The sequence below is a fragment of the Streptomyces sp. NPDC006384 genome (assembly GCF_042870695.1).
Classification (GTDB): Bacteria; Actinomycetota; Actinomycetes; order Streptomycetales; family Streptomycetaceae; genus Streptomyces.
In genome coordinates this window covers 1-25286 of record NZ_JBIAHR010000029.1, presented here as the reverse complement: position 1 = coordinate 25286, position 25286 = coordinate 1, and the positions used below count along the sequence as shown (strand labels likewise).

The following is a 25286-nucleotide window of genomic DNA, read 5'->3' as shown; positions in this document are numbered from 1 at the left end:
ATCGTACGGGAAAGGTGAACGACCGATGGGGCAGGGGCGGGGTTGGGAAGGCGCGGTCCTCAAACTGATGCGCGCGAAGGACTTCGAGTTCACCGTGACGGACGCCGAGGACGTCACCCCGCACTACCGGCGGCTGCGCCTGTCCGACGGCGGCCTGCTGGCGGCGACCGGCGTCCACCCCACGATGTGGGTGCGGCTGTGGTTCGAGAACGCGGGCAAGCCCCACCAGCGGGCGTACACCCTGGTCGACCCGGACCCGGTGACCGGCACCTTCGCCATGGAGTTCGCCCTGCACGAGGGGTGCGCCAGCGACTGGGCGCGGGCCGCGAAGCCCGGCGACACCATCGAGGCCACCGTCCAGGGCACCGGCTTCCAGCACCCCGACCCGGCCCCCTCCCGCCTCTTCGCCGTCGCCGACCCGGCGTCCCTGCCCGCCCTCAACTCCCTGCTGGACGCGCTGGACACGGTGCCCGCGACCATCTGGTTCGAGGGCGACACCGAGGGCCTGCCCCTGCGCACCGCCCCGTCCCGGCACGAGGTCCGCACCGTCCCGCGCCGCGACGCCGGCGCCCACCTGGTCGCCGAGGTGAAGGCGGCGCTGCCCGGACTGCTGCGCGACACCGCCGAGCCGTACGTCTGGATCGCCTGCGACACGGCCACCACCCGGGCCCTGGCCGCCCACGTCCGCAAGGACCTGGGCGTGCCCAAGCACCGGGTGAACGCGCTGGGGTACTGGCGCGCGACCTGAGCCCCGGCTCCCGTCCGCCGGGACACGGATCCCGCTCCGCGCCCCGGCGGACGGGCCCCCGAGGCCGTTTCGCCCCCGTTTGCGACGTCATCTCCCGTGCCGCGCCGCGCCGTCGAGGCTGCGCCCGCGACGCCCGGGCCGGTAGGCTTTCCGTGTGATCTTCAAGCGCATCGGAAACGGCCGGCCGTACCCCGACCACGGCCGGGAGAGCACCCGGCAGTGGGCGGACGTCGCGCCGCGCCCGGTCCGCCTCGATCAGCTCGTGACGACCAAGGGCCAGCTCGACCTGGAGACCCTCCTCGCCGAGGACTCCACGTTCTACGGCGACCTCTTCGCGCACGTCGTGAAGTGGCAGGGGGACCTGTACCTGGAGGACGGCCTCCACCGCGCGGTCCGCGCGGCGCTGCAGCAGCGACAGGTGCTGCACGCACGCGTCCTCGAACTCGACTGACGGACCGCCGGGACCCGCCTGACGAACCGCCGGGGACCCGACCGGCGGACCGCCCGGTCCGGCTGACGACGCGTCGGTGCCGCCCGGTGCCACCGGGGGGTCCCGGCGCTCCTTGACCCTTTCGGGTTGAATCAGACCGATCCGCGTAAGATCGAGTGATCATCTAATAGGCATCATCGCTCCGGCGCACTACGCTGCGCTCATGAGCATGCTGACTCCCCCGGGCATGGGCGGCAAGTACCGGGTCACGGGGGACAAGTACCCGCGGATGCGGCCCGCCCGGCGGCGCGGCAGGCTCGGACTCGCCGTCGCGGCCTGCACGGCCGTCCTCGGCGTCCTCGGCTGGGGCACGCTGCAACTCATCGACGTCTTCACCGGCGACGACGAGGCGTCGGCGACCACCGCCGCCGGGGAGTGCCGGCCCGCCCCGGCCCGCGCGAGCGCGTCCCCCGCCGCGGTGTCCGTGCCCGCGCCGGCGCAGATCACCGTCAACGTGCTGAACGCCACCACCCGCAAGGGTCTGGCCCAGCAGACCGCCGACGAGCTGAAGAAGCGCGGCTTCCGCATCGGCGAGGTGGGCAACGCGCCCGCGGAGTACGACAAGAAGATCGGCGGCACCGGTGTGCTCCTCGGCCCCGCCGCCTCCCTGAAGGGCTCGCTGCCCGTGCTCGGCACGCAGCTGCCCGCCGCCGAGCGCCGTACCGACGCGGCCCGCAAGGACACCGCCGTCGACCTGATCATCGGCGACGGCTTCAAGGGGCTGGCACAGCGGGCGGACGCCGACACGGCGATCGCCCGCCTGAGCACGCCGCAGCCGACGCCCGCCGCGCAGAAGAAGGACTGCTGAGCAGTCGTACGGACGCGCCGCGAGCGGTTACTCGGCCGCTCCGTACATCCGGTCGCCCGCGTCCCCGAGGCCCGGGACGATGTAGCCCTGGTCGTTGAGGCGCTCGTCGACCGAGGCCGTCACGACCGTCACCGGGGTGCCGGCCAGTTCGCGCTCCATCAGCTCGACGCCCTCGGGGGCCGCCAGCAGCACCACGGCCGTCACGTCGTCGGCGCCGCGCTTGATCAGCTCCTGGATGGAGGCGACCAGCGTGCCGCCGGTGGCCAGCATCGGGTCCAGGACGTACACCTGGCGCCCGGACAGGTCGTCCGGCATGCGCGTGGCGTAGGTGGAGGCCTGCAGCGTCTCCTCGTTGCGCACCATGCCGAGGAAGCCCACCTCGGCGGTCGGCAGCAGCCGGACCATGCCGTCGAGCATGCCGAGACCGGCGCGCAGGATCGGCACCACCAGCGGGCGCGGGTGGGAGAGCTTGACGCCGGTGGTCTGCGTGACCGGCGTGTGGATGTCGACCTGTTCGGTACGCACGTCGCGCGTGGCCTCGTAGGCGAGCAGGGTGACCAGCTCGTCGGCGAGGCGGCGGAAGGTCGCGGAGTCGGTGCGCTGGTCGCGCAGCGTGGTGAGCTTGTGGGCGACCAGGGGGTGGTCGACGACGTGGAGACGCATGTCCCCACAGTAACCGGGCCCCGGCACCCCGGCGTCCCCGCGCCCGGGCAGGACCGCACCACCGCGTTCCTCCCGTTCCCAGGCGTCGGACCGCCCGTCCGGGGGAAGGTGGGAGGAACGGACGCGGGGTGGTGAGACTGTGCCTGACCGGAACATCGCCGGCACGCCTTCCTCGGGCGAGGAGCCGAGGACACGGCGGAGGACGGAGCCGGGGCCCAGGACGGGCCCGGACACGGAGGCCGAGCGCCGACGGCGCCGGGCCCAGTTCCTGCGCGACCTCGCGGAGGCGCGGGAGCTGCGGGACCGCGTCCAGCCGCGCCGCGCCAAGACCGCCCGCCTGCGCCACGCGATGCGCATGCGCACCTTCCGCTGGTGACGCCCGCGGCGGGCACTGCCTCCCGCACCGGCACCGGGAACGGACCCTGAGGCACCGGCCGGTGCGGAACGGCCGGCCGGACGCCGGGGCGTGAGCCGGGCCGGGGGCCGCCGCGCGCGGGAACCCGCGTACGATCCGCGGGTGGCGGGACCGGGGCCGGCCGGCGGCTCGGCGGGAACGGGAAAGTTTCCGATCAAAACTGACGGACACAGGGCGTCGAAGACATCCCCTGAAGCCCTTGTTTCTGCCACGATTCCGAGTGGGTGGGGCGCGGAGCACCGCATGCCCCGCCCGCGACCTCCGCCGGGGGGATCCCCAACCGGCACGCCTATGACCAGTGGGAGAGTCACGGTGTACTTCGCCGCACTGCTCGCGCGCACCGAAGACGGGTGGGTAGCGAGCGACACGGAGCTGGACGATGTGGAGACCCTGTCGGATCTGGCCGACCTGGCCCGGGAAGCCTCTCCCGACGAGGACACGGTGCTCGTGCTGATCGAGCAGGAGGACGCGTGGTTCGGCGTCGTCCGCGTGGACGGCGAGGAGGATCCCCGCATCTACGTCTCGGACGCCGCCGCGGCCTCCCGCAGCAGCTACGGGGAGATCCTGCTCACCGACGAGCTGCTCGGCCGGGCCCCCGGCGACGACGGCCCCGACCTCGACGCCCTCGACCTGGACGGCACCGAGGACGGGGAGTCCGACGGCGAGGACGCGGCCGTGGACGCCGGCCCCGGCGAGTCCGCCGTGCCGCACGGCCCGGTCGGGGACGCCGGGGTCCTCGACGACCTCGGACTGAGCGAGAAGGAGCTGCGCGCGATGTCCGGGGACGCGGTCGGTGAGATCGCCGAGGCGCTCGGCGCCCTGGACGTACTGGAGGCGGTCCGCTGACCTCCTCCGCGAAGAAGGGTCCGGGCCGGGTGCCGCCGGGCCCGGAACCCGCCCCGCCCGACCCGGTGCGCGACCGGTGGCGGCCCGCGATGCGGCTCGCCCTGGCCGAGGCCGGGCACGCCGGCCGGGGCGGGGACGTCCCCGTCGGCGCCGTCGTACTGGCCCCGGACGGCAGCACCGTGCTGGCGTCCGGGCACAACGAACGCGAGGCCACCGGTGATCCGACGGCCCACGCGGAGGTCCTGGCGATCCGGCGGGCCGCAGCGGAGCTCGGCGACCGGTGGCGGCTGACCGGCTGCACGCTGGTCGTCACCCTGGAGCCGTGCACGATGTGCGCGGGCGCGCTGGTGCAGTCCCGGGTGGACCGCGTCGTCTACGGCGCCCGCGACGACAAGGCGGGAGCGGCCGGCTCCCTGTGGGACGTCGTCCGCGACCGGCGGCTCAACCACCGGCCCGAGGTGATCGAGGGCGTGCTCGCCGAGGAGTGCGCCCTGCTGCTCACGGACTTCTTCCGCGCCCGCTGAACCGCGCCGCACGGTGCGCGGCATATCGATTTCGAACCATGCCGCACCGTGTTGTAAGGTCTCTCTCGGTAGCGTGTCCGAGCGGCCGAAGGAGCTCGCCTCGAAAGCGAGTGTGGCGCAAGTCACCGAGGGTTCAAATCCCTCCGCTACCGCCACAGAGGGGCCCGGTCCGGTGGACCGGGCCCCTCACCGTTCCCGGGGTGCCGGCGCCGCCGCTCACCGGTGCGAGGCATTGATCGCACAGGGGAGCGGGCCGTTACACTCACCGCCGGTAGCGCAGAGTCCGAGGAAGTTCCCAGGGGGAGGCCGCGGTGGCGGTGAACGCGAAGAAGATCGCCGTCTACGCACTCGTGGTCTTCGTGCTGTATGTGATCATCACGGACCCGGCCAAGGCCGCCGACTACGTCCAGATCGGGTTCCAGGGCATCTCGGACGCCGCGGGAGCCGTCGGCGACTTCATGACCTGGGCCGCCAACGGAGGAAAGTGATGATCCGTCACCTGGTGCTGTTCAAGCTGAACGAGGGCGTCGAGCGCGACGACCCGCGCGTCGTGAAGGGCGTCGAGGCCTTCCGCGCCCTCGGCGGCCGGATCGAGGAGCTCCGCTTCTGGGAGTGCGCCTGGAACATCAGCGACCGACCCATCGCCTACGACTTCGCCATCAACTCGGCCGTCGACGACGCCGACGCCCTGCAGCGCTACCTCGACCACCCCGCGCACCGGGCGGGCGTCGCGCTGTGGCGCGAGTTCGCCACCTGGGTGATCGCCGACTACGAGTTCTGAGCACCGCCCGCCCCCTCGGCCCCCCGCCGGAGACGTCGGGGGGCCGACTCGTGCACGGGACCCCTCATGCCCGGTATGTTCCGTTCGCACCCAACACGGCTTTATGCGGTGCTTGCGCATGCTGCACATGTCTTGTGATGCTATGACCGCTTTTGACGGAGAGTTGACGGATGAGTTGACGGATCAAGAGGTGGAGTTGACCGTGCCGGCCAGTACTGCGCCTCAAGCACCGCCCGCACCCCCCGTGCAGGCGCAGGAGCCGCCCGCCGGGGAGACCGCCCCGCAGCGCAGCAGGGGCGCCGACACCCGGGCCCTGACCCAGGTGCTCTTCGGAGAGCTCAAGGGACTCGAACCGGGCACACCGGAGCACGACCGCGTGCGCACGGCGCTCATCGAGGCCAACCTCCCGCTGGTGCGCTACGCCGCCGCCCGCTTCCGCTCCCGCAACGAACCGATGGAGGACGTGGTCCAGGTCGGCACCATCGGGCTCATCAACGCGATCGACCGCTTCGACCCCGACCGCGGCGTCCAGTTCCCGACCTTCGCGATGCCGACGGTGGTCGGCGAGATCAAGCGCTACTTCCGCGACAACGTCCGCACCGTGCACGTACCGCGCCGGCTGCACGAGCTGTGGGTGCAGGTCAACAGCGCCACCGAGGACCTGACGACCGCCTTCGGGCGCTCCCCGACGACCGCCGAGATCGCCGAGCGGCTGCGCATCGGCGAGGACGAGGTGCTCTCCTGCATCGAGGCGGGGCGCTCGTACCACGCCACCTCGCTGGAGGCCGCGCAGGAGGGCGACGGACTGCCCGGGCTGCTCGACCGGCTCGGCTACGAGGACCCCGCGCTGGACGGCGTCGAACACCGCGACCTCGTGCGCCACCTGCTGGTGCAGCTCCCGGAGCGCGAGCAGCGGATCCTGCTGCTGCGCTACTACAGCAACCTCACCCAGTCCCAGATCAGCGCGGAACTCGGCGTCTCCCAGATGCACGTCTCCCGCCTGCTGGCGCGCAGTTTCCAGCGGCTGAGGTCCGCCAACCGGATCGACGCGTAACCCGCGCACGCGATCCGGCGCATAATCAAAAGCGCGTCCGAACATTCACCGGCGCGAGCGAATCGCTCAGCAGGGACGTTGCGGAGAATTCCGCCCGACGGCCCGTCAGACCCCCTCCCTGCAGGGGGTTTTCGCGTCTCGCATGTCGACATGTCACTACAGCGCGTTGCCGACATGTGACATTCTGCCGTAAGCGCGTTTGCCGGGGCCTCGGCACCGGTATTCAGGTGAAGGCTGCGTTCCCGCCGTGGGAGCGTGCGCCGCGACCGTCCCGCGACCCAAAGGGGGTGGCATGTCCGTAGACCAGGGCAGCTCGAAGGTGCTCGCGCTCGCGGAGAGCGAGACCGCGCCCGAGGCGCTCCAGGCGCTCGGCCCCATCGATGACGTCCCGGCCCTCGACGCCGTGCCGGCTCAGGCCGCCGACGCCCCGGCCCAGACGGCCTCGACGAACATCGACACCCGCACCCTGTCCCGCTCCCTGTTCCTGCGGCTCGCCGCGCTCGACCAGGACAGCCCGGAGCGCGCCTACGTCCGGGACACCCTGATCGAGCTCAACCTCCCGCTGGTGCGCTACGCCGCCGCCCGCTTCCGCTCGCGCAACGAGCCGATGGAGGACATCGTCCAGGTCGGCACCATCGGCCTGATCAAGGCGATCGACCGCTTCGACTGCGAGCGGGGCGTGGAGTTCCCGACCTTCGCGATGCCGACGGTCGTGGGCGAGATCAAGCGGTTCTTCCGCGACACCTCGTGGTCGGTGCGCGTCCCGCGCCGCCTCCAGGAGCTGCGCCTGGCGCTGACCAAGGCCAGCGACGAGCTCTCCCAGAAGCTGGACCGCTCCCCGACCGTCGGCGAGCTGGCGGCCGTGCTGGGCGTCTCCGAGGAGGACGTCGTCGACGGCCTCGCGGTCGGCAACGCCTACACCGCCTCCTCGCTGGACTCCCCCGCCCCGGAGGACGACGGCGGCGAGGGCTCGCTGGCGGACCGCCTCGGCTACGAGGACACGGCGCTGGAGGGCGTGGAGTACCGCGAGTCCCTCAAGCCGCTGCTGGCCAAGCTGCCGTCCCGGGAGCGGCGGATCATCATGCTGCGCTTCTTCGCCAACATGACCCAGTCGCAGATCGGCGAGGAGGTCGGCATCTCGCAGATGCACGTCTCCCGGCTGCTCACCCGCACCCTGGCACAGCTGCGCGAGGGCCTCATCTCGGACTGAGCCCGCCCCGCCGGCCGGCGGGGCCCATGGCAGCACGGCGACCGGCGCGGCACCCCGAGGGTGCCGCGCCGGTCGCCGTGCCGGGAGGAGCCGGGAAGGGGTGCGGGGAGACGTCCCCGCACCCCTTCCGCTCTACTTCAGCGCCAGCCAGGCCACGGCCGCGACGATCACCACGGCGGCCACGACGCCGACGATCAGGCCGATGCGGGGGCCCGAGGAGGCGACCGGGTCCGCCTGCCGGGAGCCGGGGGCGCCCTCGTCGACGAACGCGCGGAACATCTGGGTGCTGCCTGCGGGGTCGTAATTGCCCTGGGGGCCCTGGTTGTTAGCCATGGGCCGAGACACTAGCGAATCCGTGGGGACGTCCCAAGTGCAGGGCGTCCGAGACCGGTCGTCCCACACCGGCGGCCGCCACCTGGATGTTTACTGTCGCAATACTTGCCTTTGCCAACTTTTTATGACCGGACCCCCGTTTTTATTTGCCTGTAGCAACCAATCGCTTCTATGGTTGCCCTAAGCAACGAATGCGGGAGGTGCCCATGGCCGAGAGGGCGCAGTACGAGGAGCTGATCCGCCAGTTCAGCGCCTTCGGCGTCGTGAGACGGGAGATGGGCCGGATCCTGCCGGCCGAGTGCCCCGCCGGATCGGCCGCCGTACTGACGCTTCTGGGCCGCCACGGCGACATGCGCATGAGCAAGCTCGCGGAGCTGCTCTCCGTGGACATGTCGGTGACCAGCCGCCATGTCGCCCACATCGCCGATCGGGGCTGGATCGAACGCTCCCCGGACCCGGCGGACAAACGTTCGCGCATCCTGCGCCTGACGCCCGCGGGCCAGGCCCAGCTGGACGACCTGTCCGAACGGACGACCCAGCTGCTGGCCCACCGTCTGAGCGACTGGTCCGACGAGGAGGTCGGCCAGCTCACCCGGCTCATGACCAGGCTCAGGGCGAGCTTCGACGACTGCCGGTCCCCCGCGGGCCGGCCCGCCGCACCACCCGCGGTCGAAGAGACCACCCGTACACCCGCAGTCACCACATAAGCAAAGGAAGTCCATGGCAACGACCACACCAGCCGGTGTGCGGGCTCATGCCAAGCACGGGGGAGGCTCCTCGGGAGACGCTCCGATGACGCACCGGCAGATCATGGAGGCACTGTCCGGGCTGCTGCTCGGCATGTTCGCCGCCATCCTGTCCTCCACCATCGTCACCAACGCCCTGCCCGAGATCATCGGTGACCTGGGCGGCGGCCAGAGCGCCTACACGTGGGTCGTCACCGCCTCGCTGCTGGCGATGACCGCCTCCACCCCCCTGTGGGGCAAGCTCGCGGACCTGGTCAGCAAGAAGGCCCTGGTCCAGATAGCCCTCTGCGTCTACGTCCTCGGCTCCGTCGTGGCCGGTCTGTCGCAGAACCCGGCGATGCTGATCGGCGCGCGCGTCATCCAGGGTCTGGGCGCCGGCGGTCTGTCCGCCCTGGCCCAGATCATCATGGCCGCGATGATCTCCCCGCGCGAGCGCGGCCGGTACTCCGGCTACCTCGGCGCGACCTTCGCCGTCGCCACCGTCGGCGGTCCGCTGCTCGGCGGCGTCATCACCGACACCAGCTGGCTCGGCTGGCGCTGGTGCCTCTACGTCGGTGTGCCCTTCGCGGTCATCGCGCTGGTCGTGCTGCAGAAGACGCTGCACCTGCCGGTGCTCAAGCGCCAGGTCAAGGTCGACTGGGCCGGTGCCTTCTTCGTCACCGCGGCCGTCTCCCTGCTGCTGATCTGGGTCACCTTCGCGGACGACAAGTACGACTGGATGTCCTGGCAGACGGGCGTCATGGTCGGCGGCGCGATCCTGCTGACCCTGGTCTTCTGCTTCGTCGAGACCAAGGCCGAAGAGCCGATCATCCCGATGCGGCTGTTCAGGAACCGCACCATCACCCTGGCGTCGCTCGCCTCGCTGTTCGTCGGTATCGCGATGTTCGCGGGCACCGTCTACTTCAGCCAGTACTTCCAGCTGGCCCGGGACAAGTCCCCGACCATGTCGGGCGTCATGACGATCCCGATGATCGGCGGTCTGTTCATCTCGTCCACGGTCTCCGGTCAGATCATCACCAAGACCGGCAAGTGGAAGAACTGGCTGCTGGCCGGCGGCGTGCTGCTGACGGCGGGCCTCGGCCTGCTGGGCACCATGCGCTACGACACCCCGTACTGGCGCATCGCGATCTTCATGGCGCTGATGGGTCTCGGCGTCGGCATGATGATGCAGAACCTGGTGCTGTGCACGCAGAACCAGGTGGCCCCGAGCGACCTGGGTGCCGCGTCCTCCGTCGTGACCTTCTTCCGGTCCCTCGGCGGCGCGGTGGGCGTCTCGGTGCTCGGCTCCGTGATGTCCACCCGGATCAGCCACTACGCCGAGGACACCATCGGGCAGCTGGACCCGCAGGAGCAGGCCGCCGCGGCCAAGGCCGCCGGGGGCGGTTCGATCCCCGACATGGACCTGCTGCCCCCGGGCATCCGCGAGTGGCTGGAGAGCGCCTACGGGCACGGCATCGCCGACATCTTCCTGATCGTCGCGCCGATCGCCCTGATCGCCTTCCTGGTGACGCTGTTCATCAAGGAGGTCCCGCTGCGCACCACCGGCGCCCTGGTCCAGGCCGCGGAGTCCGCCGCCGAGACCGCCTCCCCGGCGGCCCCGGCCCCGGCCGAGGCCACCCGGACCGCCGAGCCGGTCCCGGCCGGCGCGGTCGCCACGGCGGCCGGCTCCGAGGCGCCCGTCTCCGGCGGCGTCCCGGTCCGCGGCTTCGTCCGCGGCGCCGAGTCCGCGCCCCTGGGGCAGGCCGCCGTCACGCTGATCTCGCTCGCGGGCCGTCAGCTGGGACGCTCGGTCGCCCGGGCCGACGGCTCCTACGCCCTCGACGCGCCGGGCGCGGGATCGTACGTCCTGATCGCCTCCGCCGACGGTTTCCAGCCGCAGGCGTCCACGATCGTCGTCAACGACGAGCCGCTCGCCTACGACATCCTGCTCAGCGGCACCAGCGGGCTCACCGGCCTGGTGCGGGCCGCGGAGGGCGGGCGGCCCGTCAGGGACGCGATGGTGATCGTGACCGATGTGCGCGGTGACCTGCTGGCCACCACCGCCACCGGCGAGACGGGCGAGTTCTCCCTGGCCGAGCTGGTGCCGGGCACGGTGACCGTCGCGGTGAACGCCGCCGGCTACCGGCCCCGCGCCCTGCCCGTCGAGGTGGGCGGCACCGGTGTCACCCGTGTCGAGGTCGACCTGCAGGCCGGCGCCGCGGTCCAGGGTGTCGTACGGGCGCCGCACGGTCCGCTGGCCGACGCCCGCGTGACCCTGGTCGACGCGGCCGGCAACGTGGTCGGCACGGCCACGACCGGTGCGGACGGGGCGTACGCCTTCACCGACCTGGACGCCGGTGACTACACCGTCATCGCGACCGGCTACCCGCCGGTGGCGACGTCCCTCACGGTCACCGGCCCCGGTGCCGACGGCCACGACATCGAGCTCGCCCACCCCGGCGAGTAGCGAAACCCCGGCCCGTGGTGGCGTGCGCGCTCCGAGCGGAGGTGCGCACGCCGCCGCGGGCCGGTTCTCTTACGACCACTTTCTGAGCCTTTGCAGGGAGAAAACGGGATGGGACTGACCGCGAGGATCCGCACGCGGGACGGATGGGCCGTGTCGCACGCGGTCGTCACGGTGACCGACATGACCGGCACGCAGGTGCTGCGCGCCGAGGCGGACGCCGAGGGCACCGTGCGGGACACCACCCCGCTGACGCCGGGTGCCTACACCGTCATCGTCACGGCCGTCGGTTACGCGCCGGCCGCCTCCAGCGCGCTCGTCACCGCGAGCGGCCGGGCCGAGGTCGGCACCGTGACCCTGGCCCGCCAGGGCGGCACCGAACTGCCGCCGCCCGGCCCGTGGACCATCGACCCGGCGCACTCCAGCGTGGCCGCGGTCGCCCAGCACCTGGGCATCTCCAGCGTGCACGGCCGGTTCACCGACTTCGCCGGCACCGTCGAGATCGCGCCGGACGACGTCACCGGGTCCCGGGTGGAGGCGGTGATCAAGGCGGCCTCGATCGACACCGGCAACGGCATGCGCGACACCCACCTGCGCTCGGCGGACTTCCTGGACGTCGAGCGGTTCCCGGAGATCACCTTCCGGTCCACCGGGGTGACCCGGGCCGGCACCGACCGCTGGACCGTCCACGGCGAGCTGGGCCTGCACGGCGTCGTCCGCCCGGTCGACCTGGACCTGGCCTACCTCGGCACCGGCGCCGACCCGTGGGGCGGCACCCGGGCCGCGTTCCGCGCGACCACGGAGCTGCGGCGCGAGGACTTCGCCATGAACTACAACCAGGTCCTCCAGGCCGGCATCGCCGCCATCGGCACCACGCTCAGGGTCGAGCTGGACATCCAGACCGTCCAGGGGGACTCACTGCCGGCCGTGTGAGGCGCCGCCGGACGCCCGGGCCACCAGTTCGTCGCACAGGTCCCGGAGCTTGACGTTGGTGTGCTGCGAGGCCCTGCGCAGCCGTTCCATGGCCCGGTGGGCGTCTATGCGCTCCCGGGCCATGAGGATCCCGACCGCCTGGTCGATGACGCTGCGGGAGATCAGGGCGGTGCGCACGTCGGCGGCCGAGGCCCGCTGCCGTTCGATGCGCAGGGCCTCGTTCACCGCGTCGGCGGCCCGCGCCGCGAAGGCGCGGGCCGCTTCGCGTCCCTCCTCCAGCGAGCCGGGGGCGAGGCCGTAGAGGTTGAGCGCGGCGCCCGTCTCGCCCTCGATCTCCAGCGGCAGCGCCAGCACACAGCGCACCCCGACGGCCAGCGCGTACTCCGTGTACGCGGGCCAGCGGGTCTCCTCGGCCAGGTCGGCGGAGTACCGGGGGCTGCCGCTCCCGGCCGCGTCCACGCAGGGGCCCGAGCCGTTCTCGTACTGGCGCAGGTCCAGGCCGCCGGGCAGGCCGGAGCTGCCGGCCAGGGTCAGCAGCCGGTCGGCGCGGCGCACCGTGACCGAGCAGGCGTCGGCCCCGGGCACGTGGCGCACCGCCCGGTCGGTCAGATCGCGCAGCAGCGTGTCCAGGCCCTGGCTGCGTGCCAGCGCCCGGTCCAGCGTGTCGGGGCTCTCGGAACTCCGTGCGGTCATGCCCGTACGGATATCCCGTCGGCGCCGGTAGATGCCCGCGGACGTCCGTCCGCGCCCGCCCGCGTCCCGTCAGGCGGAGGTGCCGCCGGTCGCGTCGACGATGCGGCGGGCCAGGTCGCGGAGCTTGACGTTCTCCCGCTGGGAGGCCTTCACCAGGGACTCGAAGGCGCCGGCCGCGTCGATGTCCAGGCGCTCCATGAGGATGCCGGTGGCCTGGCCGATCAGGTCCCGGGTGCGCATGGCCTCGGTGAGCTGCTCGCGCACGGTCGCCGAGTCCAGGGCGAGGCTGACGTGCGCGGTGAACAGGCGGCCGATGCGGGTGGCGTCCTCGTCGAAGGCGCGGGGCTTGCGGGCGTAGGCCGTCAGCACGGTCAGGCGGCGCCGGTCGGCGCGCAGCCGCAGGGACAGCGCGGAGCGCAGACCGAGGTCGGACAGGGCGCTGCCGCCGTCCTCGGCCTCGCTGTCCTCTATCCGCACCACGGGCGTGGTCCACAGGTGGTCCCAGCCCGGATGCGGTGCGCGGGCCCCGTCCCGGGACTCGACGGAGCGCACGATCTCGTCGGTCCAGGCGAGCGTGCGGCGTCTGCTGCCGCGCTCGATCTCCGAGATGCCGACGTGCTCCGCGCCCGGCATGAGATCCACGGCCAGCTCGACCGCGGTGCGCAGCGTGGTGCCGGCGGTCCCCGTACCGTGCAGCCGCCGGGCCGCCGCGGTCAGGGTCTCGGCCAGCTCGTAGCCCACCGGAAAACGCGACACATCAGTAAATTCGGACGCAGTCACCACGAACCTCTTCGGCATGCACGGTCGTACGACCGTGCGCAGGAGAGCTCCGCAGCACATTCCCGACTGCGAGCACAGGACGAACAGCACTTTAGCCGCTCGGTTGCGCGCCGGTGACGCCCGGCCGACGCAGTGAGCAGGGCGCCTTTCGCGTCCCGCCCCGGCGTGGTGGAATGGGGCCCGGGTCAGGAAGCGGCCTTGCCAGAAGCCGGACGGACGTCTTTCAGGTGAGTGACGTGACCTTCCTTCCCGAACCGTGCCAGCCGTGCGATCCGCCCGGCTGCGCCGTGCTCGCGCTGCCTTCGGAGATCGATTTCTGCAACGCCGCGGGTCTGCTGCCCATGATCATGACCGCGGTCGGTCATCGCTCCGGGGAGCTGCGCCTCCTCGTCCTGGACCTGACCGGGACCCGCTTCATGGACTCCCAGGGCGTCCGTCTCGTCGAGGAGGTGGACCGGCTGCTGCCCGACGGGGCCCGGCTGCGCGTGGTGGCGGCCGCGGGGAGCGTGCCGAGCCGCGTCCTGGAACTGACCGGCCTGCGCCGCGACGTGCCGGTCCACGACAACCTCGCGGAGGCGCTGCGGCCGGTGAGCGGGCTCTCCGCCTAGGGGGTCGTACGGCTCGGGCGGGTCCTAACCGCGCTCCACCATCGCCTCGATGCCCGCGATGATCAGTTCCAGGGCGAAGTCGAAGTCCCGCTCCAGCATCTCCGCCACGGTGTCGCCGCCGCGGGCCGCCATGATGTCCCGGGACTCCTCGATGACGCCCGAGGTGTCCGGCCACTCGGTCACCGCGCTCATGGAGTGCCGGAAGTACTCGTCCGGGCTCAGGCCGCTGTCCGCCGCCCGGCCGAGGAAGTGGCCCTCGATCGTGCCGTAGCCGTAGACGAACTGGAAGACGGCCGCGAGGGCGCCGGTCATCCGGTGCGCGGGCAGGCCGGTGCGGCGGATGACGCGCTGCACCGCCCGGGAGAAGGCCAGCGAGTGGGGGCCGATGTTGAGGTAGGTGCCGATCAGCTGGGACAGCCAGGGATGGCGCACCAGCAGCGCGCGGTTCTCCCCGGCCAGCGCGCGCAGCTGGTCGCGCCAGTCCCCGCCGTCCTCCGGGTCGGGCAGCCGCAGCTCTCCGTAGGCGGCGTCCAGGGCGAGTTCGAGCAGTTCGTCCTTGGTGTCGACGTACCAGTAGACGGACATCGCCGTCACGTTCAGCTCGGCGGCCAGGCGGCGCATGGAGAACTTCGGCAGGCCCTCGGCGTCCAGCAGCCGGACGGTGGCCTCGGTGATCCGCTCCCGGTCCAGCCCGGACGGCTGTCCGCCGTCCCGCCCGCCGCGGCGGTCCCGGTCGCCGAGCCAGACACTGGCCCTCTGCCCCTGCCGGCCTGCCTTCACCATGCGCACCTGCTCCTCGACTCGTCACACGCCGGCCGGCTCCTGTGCCCCGGAGGGACGCCGGACCTCATCGCTGTACGTCTTCGCCGCACGGGCGCGGTCAGCCGTCGGCGGGTTCCCGGGCGACCACAGTCTCCGGCCCCGTCCGCTCCGCGCGCCGCAGCAACACCGCCGCGAGCGCGCCGCCGAGCAGCACGGCCACCGCTCCCACCAGCTGGCTGCTCTCCACCCCGGAGGAGAACGCGTCGATGACCCGCTCCCGTTCGCCCTCCCCCTCCGCCGCGGCCAGGGCGGCGGGCAGCGACGCCGCCGCCACCGGCGCCAGCGCCGTGAACCGCGAGGTCAGCACCGCGCCCAGCACGGCCACGCCCAGACCGTTGCCGAACTCTCCCAGTGTGCCGTTGATGCCCGCGCCGATCCCCGCCTTGGCCGGCGGTATCGAGCTCATGATCGCGTGTGCCATGGCCGGGTTGGCCACCGCGCACCCCACGCCGATCAGCAGCAGGCCCAGCAGTGTGCCGGCGTACCCCTGGGCGGTCAGGCCGGCGATGGCGGCCAGGCCCGCCGACATCAGCACCATGCCCAGCATCACCGCCTTCGGCGTGCCCAGCCTCACCAGCCACTTCGCGGACAGTCCGGAGAAGTTCAGCAGCACCACCGTCAGCGCCAGCGGCGCGGTCCGCAGGCCTGCCTCCAGGGGGCCGTAGCCGAGCACGAACTGCAGGTGCTGGGTGAGCAGGAAGAGCGCGCCGCCCATGCCGAAGGTGATCAGGACGAGCCCGGCCACCGCGCCCGTGAACCGCTGGTTGCGGAAGAACTGCAGGTCGAGCATGGGATACGGGACACGGCTCTCCCAGTACCCGAAGAGCGCGAGGACGACCACCGCGACGGCCGCCGTGGTGAGCACCCTGCCGGAGGTCCAGCCGTGCCCGGGACCGGAGATGATCGCGTAGACCAGGGCGGCCATGCCGATCGTGGACAGGAGGGCGCCGAGCAGGTCGGGGCGGCCGCCCCGCCGGTCCTTCGACTCGGGGACCAGGGTCACGACCGCGGCCAGGCCGAGCGCCACGACCGGCAGGTTGATCAGGAAGATCGCGCCCCACCAGAAGTGGTCCAGCACGAAGCCGCCGACCAGCGGTCCGCAGGCGAAGCCGAGCGCGCTGACCGCGCTCCAGATGCCGATCGCCCGGGGGTGTTCGTCGGGCGTGAAGATCTGCATGACCACGGCGAGCGTGGTGGTGAGCAGCAGCGCGCCTCCGACGCCCATGCCGGCGCGCGCGGCGATCAGCTGGCCGGTGGTGTCCGCGAGGCCCGCCGCCAGCGAGCCGAGGCCGAACAGGGCGAGTCCCGCGGTCAGCATCCTCTTGCGGCCGTAGCGGTCGGCCGCGCTGCCCGCGGTGAGCAGCAGTCCGGACTGCACGAGCGAGTAGGCGTTGATCATCCACTGGATGTCGGCCGTCCCCGCCCCCAGCTCGCTGGTGAGGGAGGGGATGGCCACGTTCAGCACGGTGTTGTCCAGGATCACGGTCAGCTGGGCGAGGCTGATGACGCCGAGGATCAGCCAGCGCTGCGGGTGGGCCTCGACCCTGGGCTCGGCCGGTGCCTGTTCCTGCGAGGACGTCGTCATGCCATACAGCGTATAGGGGCTCCCTTACGGTGTACAACACCGTGAGGGAGCCCCTTCGCCACCGGTCAGCCGCCGTCGGCCGGCCGGGTGAGGTCGTAGAAGGTGGCGGAACCGGCCGTGACCTTCGTGAAGTTGGCCTCGACCCAGGAGGTGATCTGCGCGGAGCTGCCGGAGTCGCCTCCCGTGCCGCCTCCCGTGCCGCCGCCGGAGACGAAGTAGTGGATGCGGCCGTCCGCCACGTACTTCTTGAACTGGTCCAGCGTGGGTGAGGGGTCCGTGCCGTTGAAGCCGCCGATCGCCATCACCGGTTCGCCGGTGCTGAGCTGGTAGCTCGCGGCGTTCTGGGAGCCGATCGCCGCCGCGACCCAGGTGTACCGGCCGGCGTCGGTCTCCAGCAGCTTCCTGGCCTCGGAGCCGACCTGGGCGCCGTTGAGCAGGCCGCCCATGCCGCCCGTGCCGCCGCCTCCGCCGCCGCCCGCCGGGCCGCCCTCGCCCGTCGCGCCGCCGGGGGCGGTCCGGCCGTTCGGCGGCCGGCCGTTCGGGGCCGCCTGGCCGTTCTGGCCGCTGCCCGGGAAACCGCCGTCGCCCGGACCGCCCTGGCCCTGAGCGCCTTGCCCCTGCCGGCCCTGCTGCCCCTGCCCCGGCGTGTTCCCGCCGCCCGGGAAGCCGCCGCCGCCGGGCCCGCCGCCGCGGCCGCCGACCGGGCCGCCCATCATGCTCGCGCCCGACGGACCGGCCGTGACGATGGAGCCGCTGTGCCCCTCCTGGACGGTGCTGAGCGTGTACGCGGCCGGCCCGGCCAGCGCCGCCACCACGCCCAGCCCGGCCGCCGCGAGCGCGGTCCGCCGTCCCAGCCGCCCGGCGAGGACCAGCCCGAGCGCGGCGACCAGGCCGCCGACGAGGACCGCCCCCCGCAGCCACGGCAGGTGGTCGGGCGTGCGGTTCAGCAGTACGTACCCCCAGGCCGCGGTCGCCGTGACGGCGGCGGCGAGCGCGAGGGACGCCCAGGCCCGCTCGCGCCGCTCCCACAGGGCCACCGCGCCCATGCCCACCACGGCCGCCAGGTACGGGGCGAGGGCCACCGTGTAGTACTGGTGGAAGATGCCCGCCATGTAGCTGAAGACGACCATGGTCATCAGCAGCGAGCCGCCCCACACCAGGAAGGACGCCCGCGTCGCGTCGGTGCGGCCGCGCCCGCGCAGGGCGATCAGGCCCGCGACGAGCAGGATCAGCGCGGCCGGCAGCAGCCAGGAGATCTGGCCGCCGATCTCGGTGTTGAACATCCGGTCCCAGCCGGTCTCGCCCCACTGTCCGCCGCCGGGGCCGCCCCCGCCGCCGACGCTGCCGGTCTCCTCGCCGTTCAGCCGGCCGAGGCCGTTGTAGCCGAAGGTCAGCTCAAGGAAGCTGTTGTTCTGCGAGCCGCCGATGTACGGCCGCGACGAGGCGGGCCACAGCTCGACGACCGCGACCCACCAGCCGCCGGAGACGACGAGCGCGACGGTCGCCAGCGCCAGCTGCCCCAGCCGCCTCCGCAGCCGCACGGGCGCGCACACGCCGTAGACCAGAGCGAGCGCGGGCAGGATCAGGAAGGCCTGGAGGGTCTTCGCCAGGAACGCGAAACCGATCGCGACGCCCGCCCACACCAGCCACTTGGTCCGGCCGCCCTCCAGAGCGCGCACGACGAGGTAACAGGCGACGGACATCAGCAGCGCCAGCAGCGCGTCCGGGTTGTTGAACCGGAACATCAGCGCCGCGACGGGCGTCAGCGCCAGCACCGCCCCGGCGAGCAGTCCGGCCGCGGGACCGGAGCGGCGGCGCACGGCCGCGTACACGACGGCGACCGTCGCGACGCCCATCAGCACCTCGGGGAACAGGATCTGCCAGGAACCGAGCCCGAAGGCCCGGACCGCCAGCGCCATCGGCCACAGCGCGGCCGGGGGCTTGTCGACGGTGATGGCGTTGCCCGCGTCGAGCGAGCCGAAGAAGAACGCCTTCCAGGACTGGCTGCCCGCCTGCACGGCCGCCGAGTAGAAGGAGTTGGCGTAGCCGGAGGCGCTCAGGTTGCAGAGGTAGAGCAGCGTGGTGGCCAGCAGCAGGCCGAGGAAGGCCGGGCGCGCCCAGCCCGGGTCCTCGGGGCGGCCCCGCCACAGTCTGCGCGGCAGGTCCCGCCGGGGCGACCGGGGCGGAGCGTGCGGGGGCGGGGCGTCGCCGTCGGCGGGACGCGCCTCCCCCTGGTACGTCGTCCGGTCGTGGTGCGTCGTCATCGTCCGTCCCTCGGGTCGGTGTCGGCGGGGCGCACCGGCTGGAGTCGCACGGTGGCGTCGCCCCGGGTGTGCTCCGCGGCGTCGCCGGCGCGGAACGGGGTCGTCGGACGGGAGGGCGTGGCGTACGGGGCCGCTCCGTAGGGGGGCGGGGCCGGTACGGGTGCCGTCCGGTCCGCGGCGCGCGGCGCGTCCGGGAACAGCCAGGCGCGGAAGAGCAGGAAGCGCAGCACGGTGGCGGCGAGGTTGGCGGCGATCAGCACCGCCAGCTCGGTGGAGTGGGCCGGGTCGGTACCGGCCGCGCTCAGGGCGGCGAGGGAGCCGCTGGTGAGGGCGAGGCCGATGCCGAGGACGACCAGCCCCTGCGCCTGGTGGCGGACCGCGCCGTCCCGGCCGCGCACCCCGAAGGTCAGCCGCCGGTTGGCGGCGGTGTTGACGACCGCGGAGACCAGCAGGGCGAGCGCGTTGGCGGCCTGGGAGCCGGCGAAGACGCGGAAGCCGCTGTAGAGCAGCAGGTAGAAGAGGGTGGACAGGGCTCCGACGACGCAGAAACCGACGAGCTGCCGGGCCAGTCCCTGCGGTACGCCCTCGACGTCCCGGTCGCGCGGGTCGTCGCCGAAGGGCCGGGCCAGCCGGTCCAGCGGCAGCGAACCGGTGGCCAGGGCCCTGCCGACCCGCCACACGCCCTTGAGGTCGTCGACGGCCGTCCGCACGATGTGCACGGTGGAGTCCGGGTCGTCGACCCAGTCGACCGGCACCTCGTGGATGCGCAGCCCGGCCCGCTCGGCGAGGACCAGCAGCTCGGTGTCGAAGAACCAGCCGGTGTCCTCCACCAGCGGCAGCAGCACCTGGGCGACGTCCCGGCGGATCGCCTTGAAGCCGCACTGGGCGTCGGAGAAGCGGGCCTGCAGGGAGCCGCGCAGGATGAGGTTGTAGGTGCGGGAGACGAACTCCCGCTTGGCGCCGCGCACCACCCGGGAGCTGCGGGTGAGCCGCGAGCCGATCGCCAGGTCGGAGTGGCCGGAGATCAGCGGGGCGACCAGCGGCAGCAGCGCGTTCAGGTCGGTGGACAGATCGACGTCCATGTAGGCGAGGACCGGGGCCTTTGAGGCCGACCACACCGTCCGCAGGGCCCGGCCCCGGCCCTTCTGCTCCAGCCGGGAGGACCTGACCTCGGCCAGTTCCGCCGCCAGCCGGGCCGCCACGTGCGGGGTGGCGTCCGTGGAGGCGTTGTCCGCGACCGTGATGCGGAACGCGTACGGGAAGGTGCGGCTGAGGTGCTCGTGCAGTCGCAGGACGCACGGCCTCAGGTCCTTCTCCTCGTTGTGGACGGGGATCACCACGTCCAGGACAGGCGTACCGGCTCCTGCGGCCGGGAGGTGCTCCCGCGCCGGCAGGGAGCCGGGGGAAGAGTCGGTTCGCATGGGGCCGACTCTTCTCAATCCCCCTGTCGCGCCCGTGTGGTGAGGCTGTGCCGCACCTGTGAGTGCGCTCGCGCGTCCTCCCGGGCGGAGGGCACGGGCGGACCGGACGGCACGGACATCGCGGGCAGCGCGGGCAGCGCGGGCAGCGCGGGCAGGTGCACGGTGAAGACCGTGCGTCCCGGCACGCTGTCGACGGTCACCCCGCCGCCGTGCGCCGCCGCCACGGCCTGCACGATGGCGAGCCCGAGGCCCGTGGAGCCGGTCGCCCGGGACCGCGCCGAGTCCCCGCGCGCGAAGCGCTCGAAGACGTGCGGCAGCAGCACGGGCGGGATGCCCTGACCGTCGTCCTCGACGTCCACGCACAGCCAGGGCCCGCTCCGCCGCACGCGTGCGGTGACGGTCGTACCGGGCGGGGTGTGGTTGCGGGCGTTGGCCAGCAGGTTGACCAGCACCTGCTGCAGCCGGGCGGCGTCCGCCGGCACCGGCGCCGGTTCGTCGGGCAGGTCGAGCCGCCAGACGTGGTCGAGGCCGGCCGCGCGGGCGTCGCTGACGGTGTCGACGACGAGTGGTACGAGGTCGGTCGGTTCGAACCGCAGCGGCCGTCCGGCGTCCAGGCGGGCCAGCAGCAGCAGGTCCTCGACGAGCAGGGTCATCCGCCCGGCCTCGGACTCGATGCGGCCCAGCGCGTGCCGGGTGTCGGGGCCCACCTCTTCCCGTCCCCGGCGGGTGAGTTCGGCGTAGCCGCGGATGGAGGCGAGCGGGGTGCGCAGTTCGTGGCTGGCGTCCGCGACGAACCGCCGCACCCGCGTCTCGCTCTCCTGCCGCGCGTGCAGCGCTCCGTGCACGTGGTTCAGCATCCGGTTGAGCGCGGCACCGACCCGGCCGACCTCGGTGTGCGGGTCGCACTCGGACTCGGGGACGCGCTCGGTGAGGTTCACCTCGCCCGCGTGCAGGGGGAGTTCGGAGACGCGGGTGGCGGTGGCGGCGACCCTGCGCAGGGGGCGGGTGGCGACGCCGACGATGACGGTCCCGGCGAGGGAGGCGGCGACGAGGCCCGCGGCGGTGACGCTGGCCTCCACGAGGATCAGGGTGTTGACGGTCTCGGTGACGCCGGAGGTCGGGACGGCGGCGTAGTAGCCGTCGCGGTACTCGACGCGGTAGTCGCCGAGGCCGGGGATCCCGACGCTGTGCGTCTCGTCGTCCCGGGGGACGGACGCCAGCGCGGCGCGCTGCGCCTCGCTGAGGGAGACCGCCGTCGACCTGCTGAAGTCGGTACTCTCGTCGTCCTTCTTGCCGTACTCGGCGTCGACGACGGTGCCGCCCCGCACCTCGGCGACGACCGTGCCGTACGGCTGCGGTCCCCCGTGGGTGACGAAGTCGTCGAGGTCCATCCGCCGCGGGGTACCGACGCCCGCCTCGGGGTCGCCCGGTGGCCCGAACCCGGACACCCGCCCGGCGATCTCCCGCACCTGCCCGTCCAGCTGCTCGTACAGATGCGACCGCAGGGCCAGTGTCGTCACCGTGCCGATCACCGCGCACACGACGGCGATCAGGGCCACCGACGCGACGACGAGCCGTGTCCGCAGGGTCCGCGGGCGCGGCCGTCGCCGTCGGCTCATGACGCCGCGGGCTTGATCAGGTAGCCGGCGCCGCGCCGGGTGTGGATCATCGGCTCGCGCCCGGCGTCGATCTTGCGGCGCAGGTAGGAGATGTACAGCTCGACGACGTTGGCCTGCCCGCCGAAGTCGTAGGACCAGACCCGGTCCAGGATCTGCGCCTTGCTCAGCACGCGCCGCGGGTTGCGCATCAGGAAGCGCAGCAGCTCGAACTCGGTGGCGGTGAGGTGGATGCCGTCACCGCCGCGGGTGACCTCGTGGCTGTCCTCGTCGAGGGTGAGGTCGCCGACGACGAGGACGGAGTCGGAGCGCCGGTCGGCGGCGCCGGAGCGGCGGATCAGGCCGCGCAGCCGGGCGACGACCTCCTCCAGGCTGAACGGCTTGGTGACGTAGTCGTCCCCGCCCGCGGTCAGCCCGGCGATACGGTCCTCGACGGCGTCCTTGGCGGTCAGGAACAGCACCGGCACGTCCGGCAGGTCGCGGCGCAGCCGTCCCAGCACGCTCAGTCCGTCCGTGTCGGGCAGCATCATGTCCAGGACGACGGCGTCGGGCCGGAACTCCCGCGCGGCCCGGACGGCACCGTGCCCGTCCCCCGCGCTGCGGATCTGCCAGCCCTCGTAACGCAGGGCCATGGAGAGCAGTTCGGTGATGGGCGGCTCGTCGTCCACGACGAGCACCCGGACGGGGCTCCCGTCCGGCCTCAGCAGTTCGGTGCGCCCCTGGGGCGAGGTCGTGGTCATACCGGTCACGATCCCGGTGCGCCCTGAGAACGCTCTTTCGCCAGGCTGTGATTTCCCTGAGAAACCCACAGGGGCCTCTCAGAAGCCTCATGGCCACCGGCCCGGAGCAGCGCCGCCCGAACGGCGGCCCCGGAACAGCGGGCTCAGAACAGACTTCCCTGGTCACCGGCGGAGTCCCTGGACTCCCTGAACTCCCGCACGGGAAACGCGCGACGGCCCCCCTCGGCGGCCACCAGCTCCCAGCCCGTCATCAGCCGCGTGTCGAGCACGACGACTCCCCGCTCCGTCACCAGATGCAGATCCGGCCCGGCGGCCGCCACCAGCTCACCGCCGATCTCACCCCCCGCCACCAGTTCGGTGACCTCTCCCACGGCGGCCGCCCCGCCCTCCGTGCCCCCGAGCCCGAAGGCATCCAGGTGGTCGACGGCCCGGAACGGCGCCGGGGTCAGCGAGTCCGGCCATCCCCCCAGCGCCACCGCCCGCCCGTGCAGCTCCGCGATCTCGGCGGCCCGCTCCTCCCGTGTCCCCGGCAGCCCGGCACGTACGGCCCTTTTCCGGCCGTACGGAATACGGTCGGGCACTCCCAGGGCGGCCCGCAGCAATTCCTCGGTCCGCCGCGCGGCCATCAACGGACCGGTGCCCAGCCAGCTGAAACACACCGCCCCCTGTTCCAGGAGCCGGGCCGGTCCCCTTTCCGCACCGGTGATCCCCACCTTGACGAGCCCCGGCCCGAACCACGCCAGATATACCCGGTACGGCCGCGGATCGTCGGCGATCGTGTCGGCGGCCACGGAGTGCGCCCGGTCCAGCCGCGCGCACTCCCCGCACCGCGCCCCCGTACTCCTCCCCGGCACGGCCGCCCCGCCCGGGCACGCATGCCCCCGCGCCCCCGCACACGTCCGCCCACCCCCCTCCACGACCCCGAAGGCCACCCGCTTCCCCCAGGTCAGCGCGGAGCGCCGCCCGCCGGACCACATGAGCGCGGGCCCCCCTGCCGACCACCGCAGCCCCGCACACCTCCACATCAGTGCCATCACCCCGAGCGTAGGCGTCCCCACCGACAACGCCCCGGTCACCGGAGCCCGCCTCCGTCGCAGTGACATGCCTCACACAGAAATACGACCGCCCGGAACAACTCTCCCCGTCCGTCCGATTTGTCCGCACGCATATCCGCCCACGGAAACAGAGGAGCGAAAAAATATCGACCGGCCGTTTACCCGGCCGATAAAATCAGCAGCATTTCCGGCCACCCGCGCGTTTACGGCGGCCTTTTTCTCTTCTCCTCTCCATCGGGACATCCCGGACTTCAGGAAAGGTGCTCTGTGAAACTCTGCCGTTCCCTCGCCATGGCCGCCGCCGTCGCGGTGGCCACGCCCCTCACGCTCTTCGCGGCCACCCCGGCCCTCGCCGCCGGGACTCCGGCGGCACAGGCGCAGAAGCAGCCGACGCACGCGGAGTTGGTGAAGGCCGCGGCCGACACGAAGACGGCGTACGAGAAGGCCGTCGGCGCCGAGAAGGAGGGCAAGGAGACCCTCGAGGCCACCCTGGCGGCTCTCGAGTCCGACACGCACCCGCTCAGGGCCGCCGTGACCGCCGCGAACAGGACGGCGAAGGAGGCGGCCGGCACCAAGGCCACCGCCGAGAAGGCCGTCACGGACGCCGAGGCCGCCCTCGAAGCCGCCGCGAGCGACACCGAGAAGGCCGAGGCGCAGAAGGCCCTCGACACCGCGAAGGCCGACCTGGCGAAGGCCGCCGAGGCCCAGCGGAAGGCCGACGCCGCGGCCGCGGCCGCGCAGACCGCGCTGGACGACGCCCGGGTGGCCGCCGTCCGCGCCTACAGCGTGCTCCAGCAGGACGTCGACAACGCCCTCAAGGCCAAGCAGGCCGCCGAGGAGGCGCTCGCCGCCGCCGAGGAGTGCGTCCGCGCCGACGGGCTGACCTCGCTCGCGGTGGGGCTGCCGGCCGAGGTCGTGGCCGGCAGCACCGTCGACTTCACCCTGCGCGTGACCAACGGGACCGAGCACACCCTGTCGGTGAAACCCCTGGTCTTCTTCCACGCGGACGGTGAGAGCGCCGACGGGAAGAGCCCACTGGCGGTGGAGTGGTCCAACGGTTCCGGCTGGCAGACCCTCTCCGGCGCCGAGCCCGAGCACATCGCGACCGTCGACGCCCTCGCGCCCGGCGCGCACAGCGACGTGAAGCTGCGGATGAAGGTCGACGACAGGGCGAAGGCGGCCGACGCCTTCGCCCTCTTCGCCGGTGACGCGTCCAGCGCGTACAACCCCTGCGTCCTGGGCCCGATGAAGCGCTACGACTTCACGGTCCTGCCCGCGGGAAGCGAGAGCGACCCGGAGAAGGAGGCCGAGCCGGTCGCGCCCGGCAAGGGCGACGACAAGCGCCCGGCCGCCACGAAGCCCGGCGCGAAGCCCGCCGCGAAGCCCGGCGCCGGCACCACGACGCAGGGCGGCGCGTCCCGGCAGACGGTGACCACCACCGGCGGCACCCCGGCCGGCAGCCTCGCCGCGACCGGCACGTCCCCCGCGATGACGCCGATCGCCGTCACCGGCGCCCTCGCCGTCGCGCTCGGCGCGGGAACGGTCTTCGTCGTACGCCGCCGCAGGGCGACGGACCACTCCTGACCGCCGCGGCGCCCGGGCCCCCCGCGCCGCCCCCCCCCGGACCGGCCCCCCGGGTACCCCGAACCACCCCCGGCCCCCGGGAGTCACCACCGGGGCACGGGGTGGGGTGGCCGCGGCCGGATTT

26 protein-coding genes and 1 tRNA gene are annotated in these 25286 nt (G+C 73.0%); 16 read left to right on the top strand and 11 right to left on the bottom strand.

Annotated features, from left to right (window positions below; all coding sequences use genetic code 11):
• The first annotated feature begins 25 nt into the window (after positions 1 to 25).
• From ACFYOJ_RS30750 to ACFYOJ_RS30740, 3 genes are all read left to right on the top strand, one after another.
• Entirely contained in the window at positions 26 to 748 is a 723-nt protein-coding gene (locus ACFYOJ_RS30750; RefSeq protein WP_356557265.1) for a siderophore-interacting protein, read from the top strand.
• Between the two features lie 154 nt (positions 749 to 902).
• A complete protein-coding gene (locus tag ACFYOJ_RS30745) occupies positions 903 to 1199 on the top strand; it encodes a type II toxin-antitoxin system VapB family antitoxin (protein WP_003999914.1) in 297 nt (98 codons plus the stop codon).
• 226 nt (positions 1200 to 1425) lie between these two features.
• Positions 1426 to 2046 (top strand): LytR C-terminal domain-containing protein, encoded by a 621-nt coding sequence (locus tag ACFYOJ_RS30740; RefSeq protein ID WP_356557274.1) that lies wholly within the window; start codon positions 1426 to 1428, stop codon positions 2044 to 2046.
• 27 nt (positions 2047 to 2073) lie between these two features.
• On the opposite strand, the gene upp is transcribed toward ACFYOJ_RS30740, so the two are convergent.
• A complete protein-coding gene (gene upp, locus ACFYOJ_RS30735) occupies positions 2074 to 2709 on the bottom strand; it encodes a uracil phosphoribosyltransferase (protein WP_356557266.1) in 636 nt (211 codons plus the stop codon).
• A 139-nt stretch (positions 2710 to 2848) separates the two neighbouring features.
• Here upp and ACFYOJ_RS30730 point away from each other — a divergent pair, with 139 nt between their 5' ends.
• The 8 genes from ACFYOJ_RS30730 to ACFYOJ_RS30695 all read left to right on the top strand — a co-directional run bounded on the left by ACFYOJ_RS30730 (position 2849) and on the right by ACFYOJ_RS30695 (position 7539).
• Positions 2849 to 3085: a hypothetical protein gene (locus ACFYOJ_RS30730; protein WP_356557267.1), complete on the top strand. Its 237-nt coding sequence runs from the start codon at positions 2849 to 2851 to the stop codon at positions 3083 to 3085.
• Positions 3086 to 3436: 351 nt separating this feature from the next.
• Positions 3437 to 3970 (top strand): hypothetical protein, encoded by a 534-nt coding sequence (locus ACFYOJ_RS30725; protein WP_356557275.1) that lies wholly within the window; start codon positions 3437 to 3439, stop codon positions 3968 to 3970.
• 89 nt (positions 3971 to 4059) lie between these two features.
• A complete protein-coding gene (gene tadA / locus ACFYOJ_RS30720) occupies positions 4060 to 4494 on the top strand; it encodes a tRNA adenosine(34) deaminase TadA (RefSeq protein ID WP_356557276.1) in 435 nt (144 codons plus the stop codon).
• A gap of 67 nt (positions 4495 to 4561) precedes the next feature.
• Positions 4562 to 4649 (top strand) — tRNA-Ser (locus ACFYOJ_RS30715).
• 156 nt (positions 4650 to 4805) lie between these two features.
• Entirely contained in the window at positions 4806 to 4982 is a 177-nt protein-coding gene (locus ACFYOJ_RS30710) for a hypothetical protein (protein ID WP_030979209.1), read from the top strand.
• Positions 4982 to 5275 carry a Dabb family protein gene (locus ACFYOJ_RS30705; RefSeq protein ID WP_356557268.1) on the top strand — a complete coding sequence of 98 codons (294 nt, stop codon included), beginning with the start codon at positions 4982 to 4984 and terminating at the stop codon, positions 5273 to 5275. The genes ACFYOJ_RS30710 and ACFYOJ_RS30705 overlap by 1 nt, the downstream gene beginning before the upstream one ends.
• 142 nt (positions 5276 to 5417) lie before the next feature.
• Positions 5418 to 6329, top strand: coding sequence for an RNA polymerase sigma factor SigF (locus tag ACFYOJ_RS30700; protein ID WP_356557269.1), 912 nt, complete (start codon positions 5418 to 5420; stop codon positions 6327 to 6329).
• Positions 6330 to 6621: 292 nt separating this feature from the next.
• The gene (locus ACFYOJ_RS30695) at positions 6622 to 7539 is read left to right on the top strand and encodes an RNA polymerase sigma factor SigF (RefSeq protein ID WP_356557270.1); all 918 of its coding nucleotides are present in this window, start codon (positions 6622 to 6624) and stop codon (positions 7537 to 7539) included.
• A gap of 132 nt (positions 7540 to 7671) precedes the next feature.
• Here the strand turns inward: ACFYOJ_RS30695 and ACFYOJ_RS30690 are convergent, their stop codons facing one another.
• Positions 7672 to 7872 (bottom strand): hypothetical protein, encoded by a 201-nt coding sequence (locus ACFYOJ_RS30690; RefSeq protein WP_356554075.1) that lies wholly within the window; start codon positions 7870 to 7872, stop codon positions 7672 to 7674.
• Positions 7873 to 8078: 206 nt separating this feature from the next.
• Between ACFYOJ_RS30690 and ACFYOJ_RS30685 the strand changes: the two genes are divergently transcribed.
• The 3 genes from ACFYOJ_RS30685 to ACFYOJ_RS30675 all read left to right on the top strand — a co-directional run bounded on the left by ACFYOJ_RS30685 (position 8079) and on the right by ACFYOJ_RS30675 (position 11994).
• Entirely contained in the window at positions 8079 to 8579 is a 501-nt protein-coding gene (locus ACFYOJ_RS30685) for a MarR family transcriptional regulator (protein WP_356554076.1), read from the top strand.
• 13 nt (positions 8580 to 8592) lie between these two features.
• Positions 8593 to 11064: an MFS transporter gene (locus ACFYOJ_RS30680; protein ID WP_356554078.1), complete on the top strand. Its 2472-nt coding sequence runs from the start codon at positions 8593 to 8595 to the stop codon at positions 11062 to 11064.
• Between the two features lie 108 nt (positions 11065 to 11172).
• Positions 11173 to 11994: a YceI family protein gene (locus ACFYOJ_RS30675; protein ID WP_356554079.1), complete on the top strand. Its 822-nt coding sequence runs from the start codon at positions 11173 to 11175 to the stop codon at positions 11992 to 11994.
• On the opposite strand, the gene ACFYOJ_RS30670 is transcribed toward ACFYOJ_RS30675, so the two are convergent.
• Both ACFYOJ_RS30670 and ACFYOJ_RS30665 read right to left on the bottom strand, forming a co-directional pair.
• Positions 11977 to 12687, bottom strand: coding sequence for a GAF and ANTAR domain-containing protein (locus ACFYOJ_RS30670; protein WP_356554081.1), 711 nt, complete (start codon positions 12685 to 12687; stop codon positions 11977 to 11979). The two genes, ACFYOJ_RS30675 and ACFYOJ_RS30670, sit on opposite strands and share 18 nt — an antisense overlap.
• A 69-nt stretch (positions 12688 to 12756) precedes the next feature.
• Entirely contained in the window at positions 12757 to 13485 is a 729-nt protein-coding gene (locus ACFYOJ_RS30665; RefSeq protein ID WP_356554083.1) for an ANTAR domain-containing protein, read from the bottom strand.
• Positions 13486 to 13703: 218 nt separating this feature from the next.
• On the opposite strand from ACFYOJ_RS30665, the gene ACFYOJ_RS30660 reads away from it, so the two are divergent.
• On the top strand, positions 13704 to 14075 hold the full coding sequence (locus ACFYOJ_RS30660; protein WP_356554084.1) for an STAS domain-containing protein: 372 nt from the start codon (positions 13704 to 13706) through the stop codon (positions 14073 to 14075).
• A gap of 24 nt (positions 14076 to 14099) precedes the next feature.
• Here the strand turns inward: ACFYOJ_RS30660 and ACFYOJ_RS30655 are convergent, their stop codons facing one another.
• From ACFYOJ_RS30655 to ACFYOJ_RS30625, 7 genes are all read right to left on the bottom strand, one after another.
• A complete protein-coding gene (locus ACFYOJ_RS30655) occupies positions 14100 to 14858 on the bottom strand; it encodes a TetR/AcrR family transcriptional regulator (RefSeq protein WP_356554086.1) in 759 nt (252 codons plus the stop codon).
• Between the two features lie 97 nt (positions 14859 to 14955).
• Positions 14956 to 16482 (bottom strand): MFS transporter, encoded by a 1527-nt coding sequence (locus ACFYOJ_RS30650; protein WP_356554088.1) that lies wholly within the window; start codon positions 16480 to 16482, stop codon positions 14956 to 14958.
• Between the two features lie 65 nt (positions 16483 to 16547).
• On the bottom strand, positions 16548 to 18746 hold the full coding sequence (locus tag ACFYOJ_RS30645; protein WP_356554090.1) for a glycosyltransferase family 39 protein: 2199 nt from the start codon (positions 18744 to 18746) through the stop codon (positions 16548 to 16550).
• A complete protein-coding gene (locus ACFYOJ_RS30640; RefSeq protein ID WP_356554092.1) occupies positions 18743 to 20167 on the bottom strand; it encodes a bifunctional glycosyltransferase family 2/GtrA family protein in 1425 nt (474 codons plus the stop codon). The genes ACFYOJ_RS30645 and ACFYOJ_RS30640 overlap by 4 nt, the downstream gene beginning before the upstream one ends.
• 14 nt (positions 20168 to 20181) lie before the next feature.
• Positions 20182 to 21786, bottom strand: coding sequence for a HAMP domain-containing sensor histidine kinase (locus ACFYOJ_RS30635; RefSeq protein WP_356554094.1), 1605 nt, complete (start codon positions 21784 to 21786; stop codon positions 20182 to 20184).
• Positions 21783 to 22523, bottom strand: a complete 741-nt coding sequence (locus ACFYOJ_RS30630; protein WP_356554096.1) for a response regulator transcription factor — start codon at positions 22521 to 22523, stop codon at positions 21783 to 21785. The genes ACFYOJ_RS30635 and ACFYOJ_RS30630 overlap by 4 nt, the downstream gene beginning before the upstream one ends.
• A 143-nt stretch (positions 22524 to 22666) precedes the next feature.
• Entirely contained in the window at positions 22667 to 23557 is an 891-nt protein-coding gene (locus ACFYOJ_RS30625; RefSeq protein ID WP_356554098.1) for a DUF2797 domain-containing protein, read from the bottom strand.
• Positions 23558 to 23845: 288 nt separating this feature from the next.
• On the opposite strand from ACFYOJ_RS30625, the gene ACFYOJ_RS30620 reads away from it, so the two are divergent.
• On the top strand, positions 23846 to 25162 hold the full coding sequence (locus tag ACFYOJ_RS30620) for a hypothetical protein (protein WP_356554100.1): 1317 nt from the start codon (positions 23846 to 23848) through the stop codon (positions 25160 to 25162).
• Positions 25163 to 25286 lie beyond the last annotated feature (124 nt).

Excerpts from the sequence above, each read along its gene's own strand:
- ACFYOJ_RS30750 (WP_356557265.1), top strand. The coding sequence starts at position 26 with ATGGGGCAGGGGCGGGGTTGGGAAGGCGCGGTCCTCAAACTGATGCGC.
- ACFYOJ_RS30740 (WP_356557274.1), top strand. The coding sequence starts at position 1,426 with ATGGGCGGCAAGTACCGGGTCACGGGGGACAAGTACCCGCGGATGCGG.
- upp (WP_356557266.1), bottom strand. The coding sequence starts at position 2,709 with ATGCGTCTCCACGTCGTCGACCACCCCCTGGTCGCCCACAAGCTCACC.
- tadA (WP_356557276.1), top strand. The coding sequence starts at position 4,060 with ATGCGGCTCGCCCTGGCCGAGGCCGGGCACGCCGGCCGGGGCGGGGAC.
- ACFYOJ_RS30705 (WP_356557268.1), top strand. The coding sequence starts at position 4,982 with ATGATCCGTCACCTGGTGCTGTTCAAGCTGAACGAGGGCGTCGAGCGC.
- ACFYOJ_RS30700 (WP_356557269.1), top strand. The coding sequence starts at position 5,418 with ATGACCGCTTTTGACGGAGAGTTGACGGATGAGTTGACGGATCAAGAG.
- ACFYOJ_RS30695 (WP_356557270.1), top strand. The coding sequence starts at position 6,622 with ATGTCCGTAGACCAGGGCAGCTCGAAGGTGCTCGCGCTCGCGGAGAGC.
- ACFYOJ_RS30690 (WP_356554075.1), bottom strand. The coding sequence starts at position 7,872 with ATGGCTAACAACCAGGGCCCCCAGGGCAATTACGACCCCGCAGGCAGC.
- ACFYOJ_RS30685 (WP_356554076.1), top strand. The coding sequence starts at position 8,079 with ATGGCCGAGAGGGCGCAGTACGAGGAGCTGATCCGCCAGTTCAGCGCC.
- ACFYOJ_RS30680 (WP_356554078.1), top strand. The coding sequence starts at position 8,593 with ATGGCAACGACCACACCAGCCGGTGTGCGGGCTCATGCCAAGCACGGG.
- ACFYOJ_RS30675 (WP_356554079.1), top strand. The coding sequence starts at position 11,173 with ATGGGACTGACCGCGAGGATCCGCACGCGGGACGGATGGGCCGTGTCG.
- ACFYOJ_RS30670 (WP_356554081.1), bottom strand. The coding sequence starts at position 12,687 with ATGACCGCACGGAGTTCCGAGAGCCCCGACACGCTGGACCGGGCGCTG.
- ACFYOJ_RS30665 (WP_356554083.1), bottom strand. The coding sequence starts at position 13,485 with ATGCCGAAGAGGTTCGTGGTGACTGCGTCCGAATTTACTGATGTGTCG.
- ACFYOJ_RS30655 (WP_356554086.1), bottom strand. The coding sequence starts at position 14,858 with ATGGTGAAGGCAGGCCGGCAGGGGCAGAGGGCCAGTGTCTGGCTCGGC.
- ACFYOJ_RS30650 (WP_356554088.1), bottom strand. The coding sequence starts at position 16,482 with ATGACGACGTCCTCGCAGGAACAGGCACCGGCCGAGCCCAGGGTCGAG.
- ACFYOJ_RS30645 (WP_356554090.1), bottom strand. The coding sequence starts at position 18,746 with ATGACGACGCACCACGACCGGACGACGTACCAGGGGGAGGCGCGTCCC.
- ACFYOJ_RS30640 (WP_356554092.1), bottom strand. The coding sequence starts at position 20,167 with ATGCGAACCGACTCTTCCCCCGGCTCCCTGCCGGCGCGGGAGCACCTC.
- ACFYOJ_RS30635 (WP_356554094.1), bottom strand. The coding sequence starts at position 21,786 with ATGAGCCGACGGCGACGGCCGCGCCCGCGGACCCTGCGGACACGGCTC.
- ACFYOJ_RS30630 (WP_356554096.1), bottom strand. The coding sequence starts at position 22,523 with ATGACCACGACCTCGCCCCAGGGGCGCACCGAACTGCTGAGGCCGGAC.
- ACFYOJ_RS30625 (WP_356554098.1), bottom strand. The coding sequence starts at position 23,557 with ATGGCACTGATGTGGAGGTGTGCGGGGCTGCGGTGGTCGGCAGGGGGG.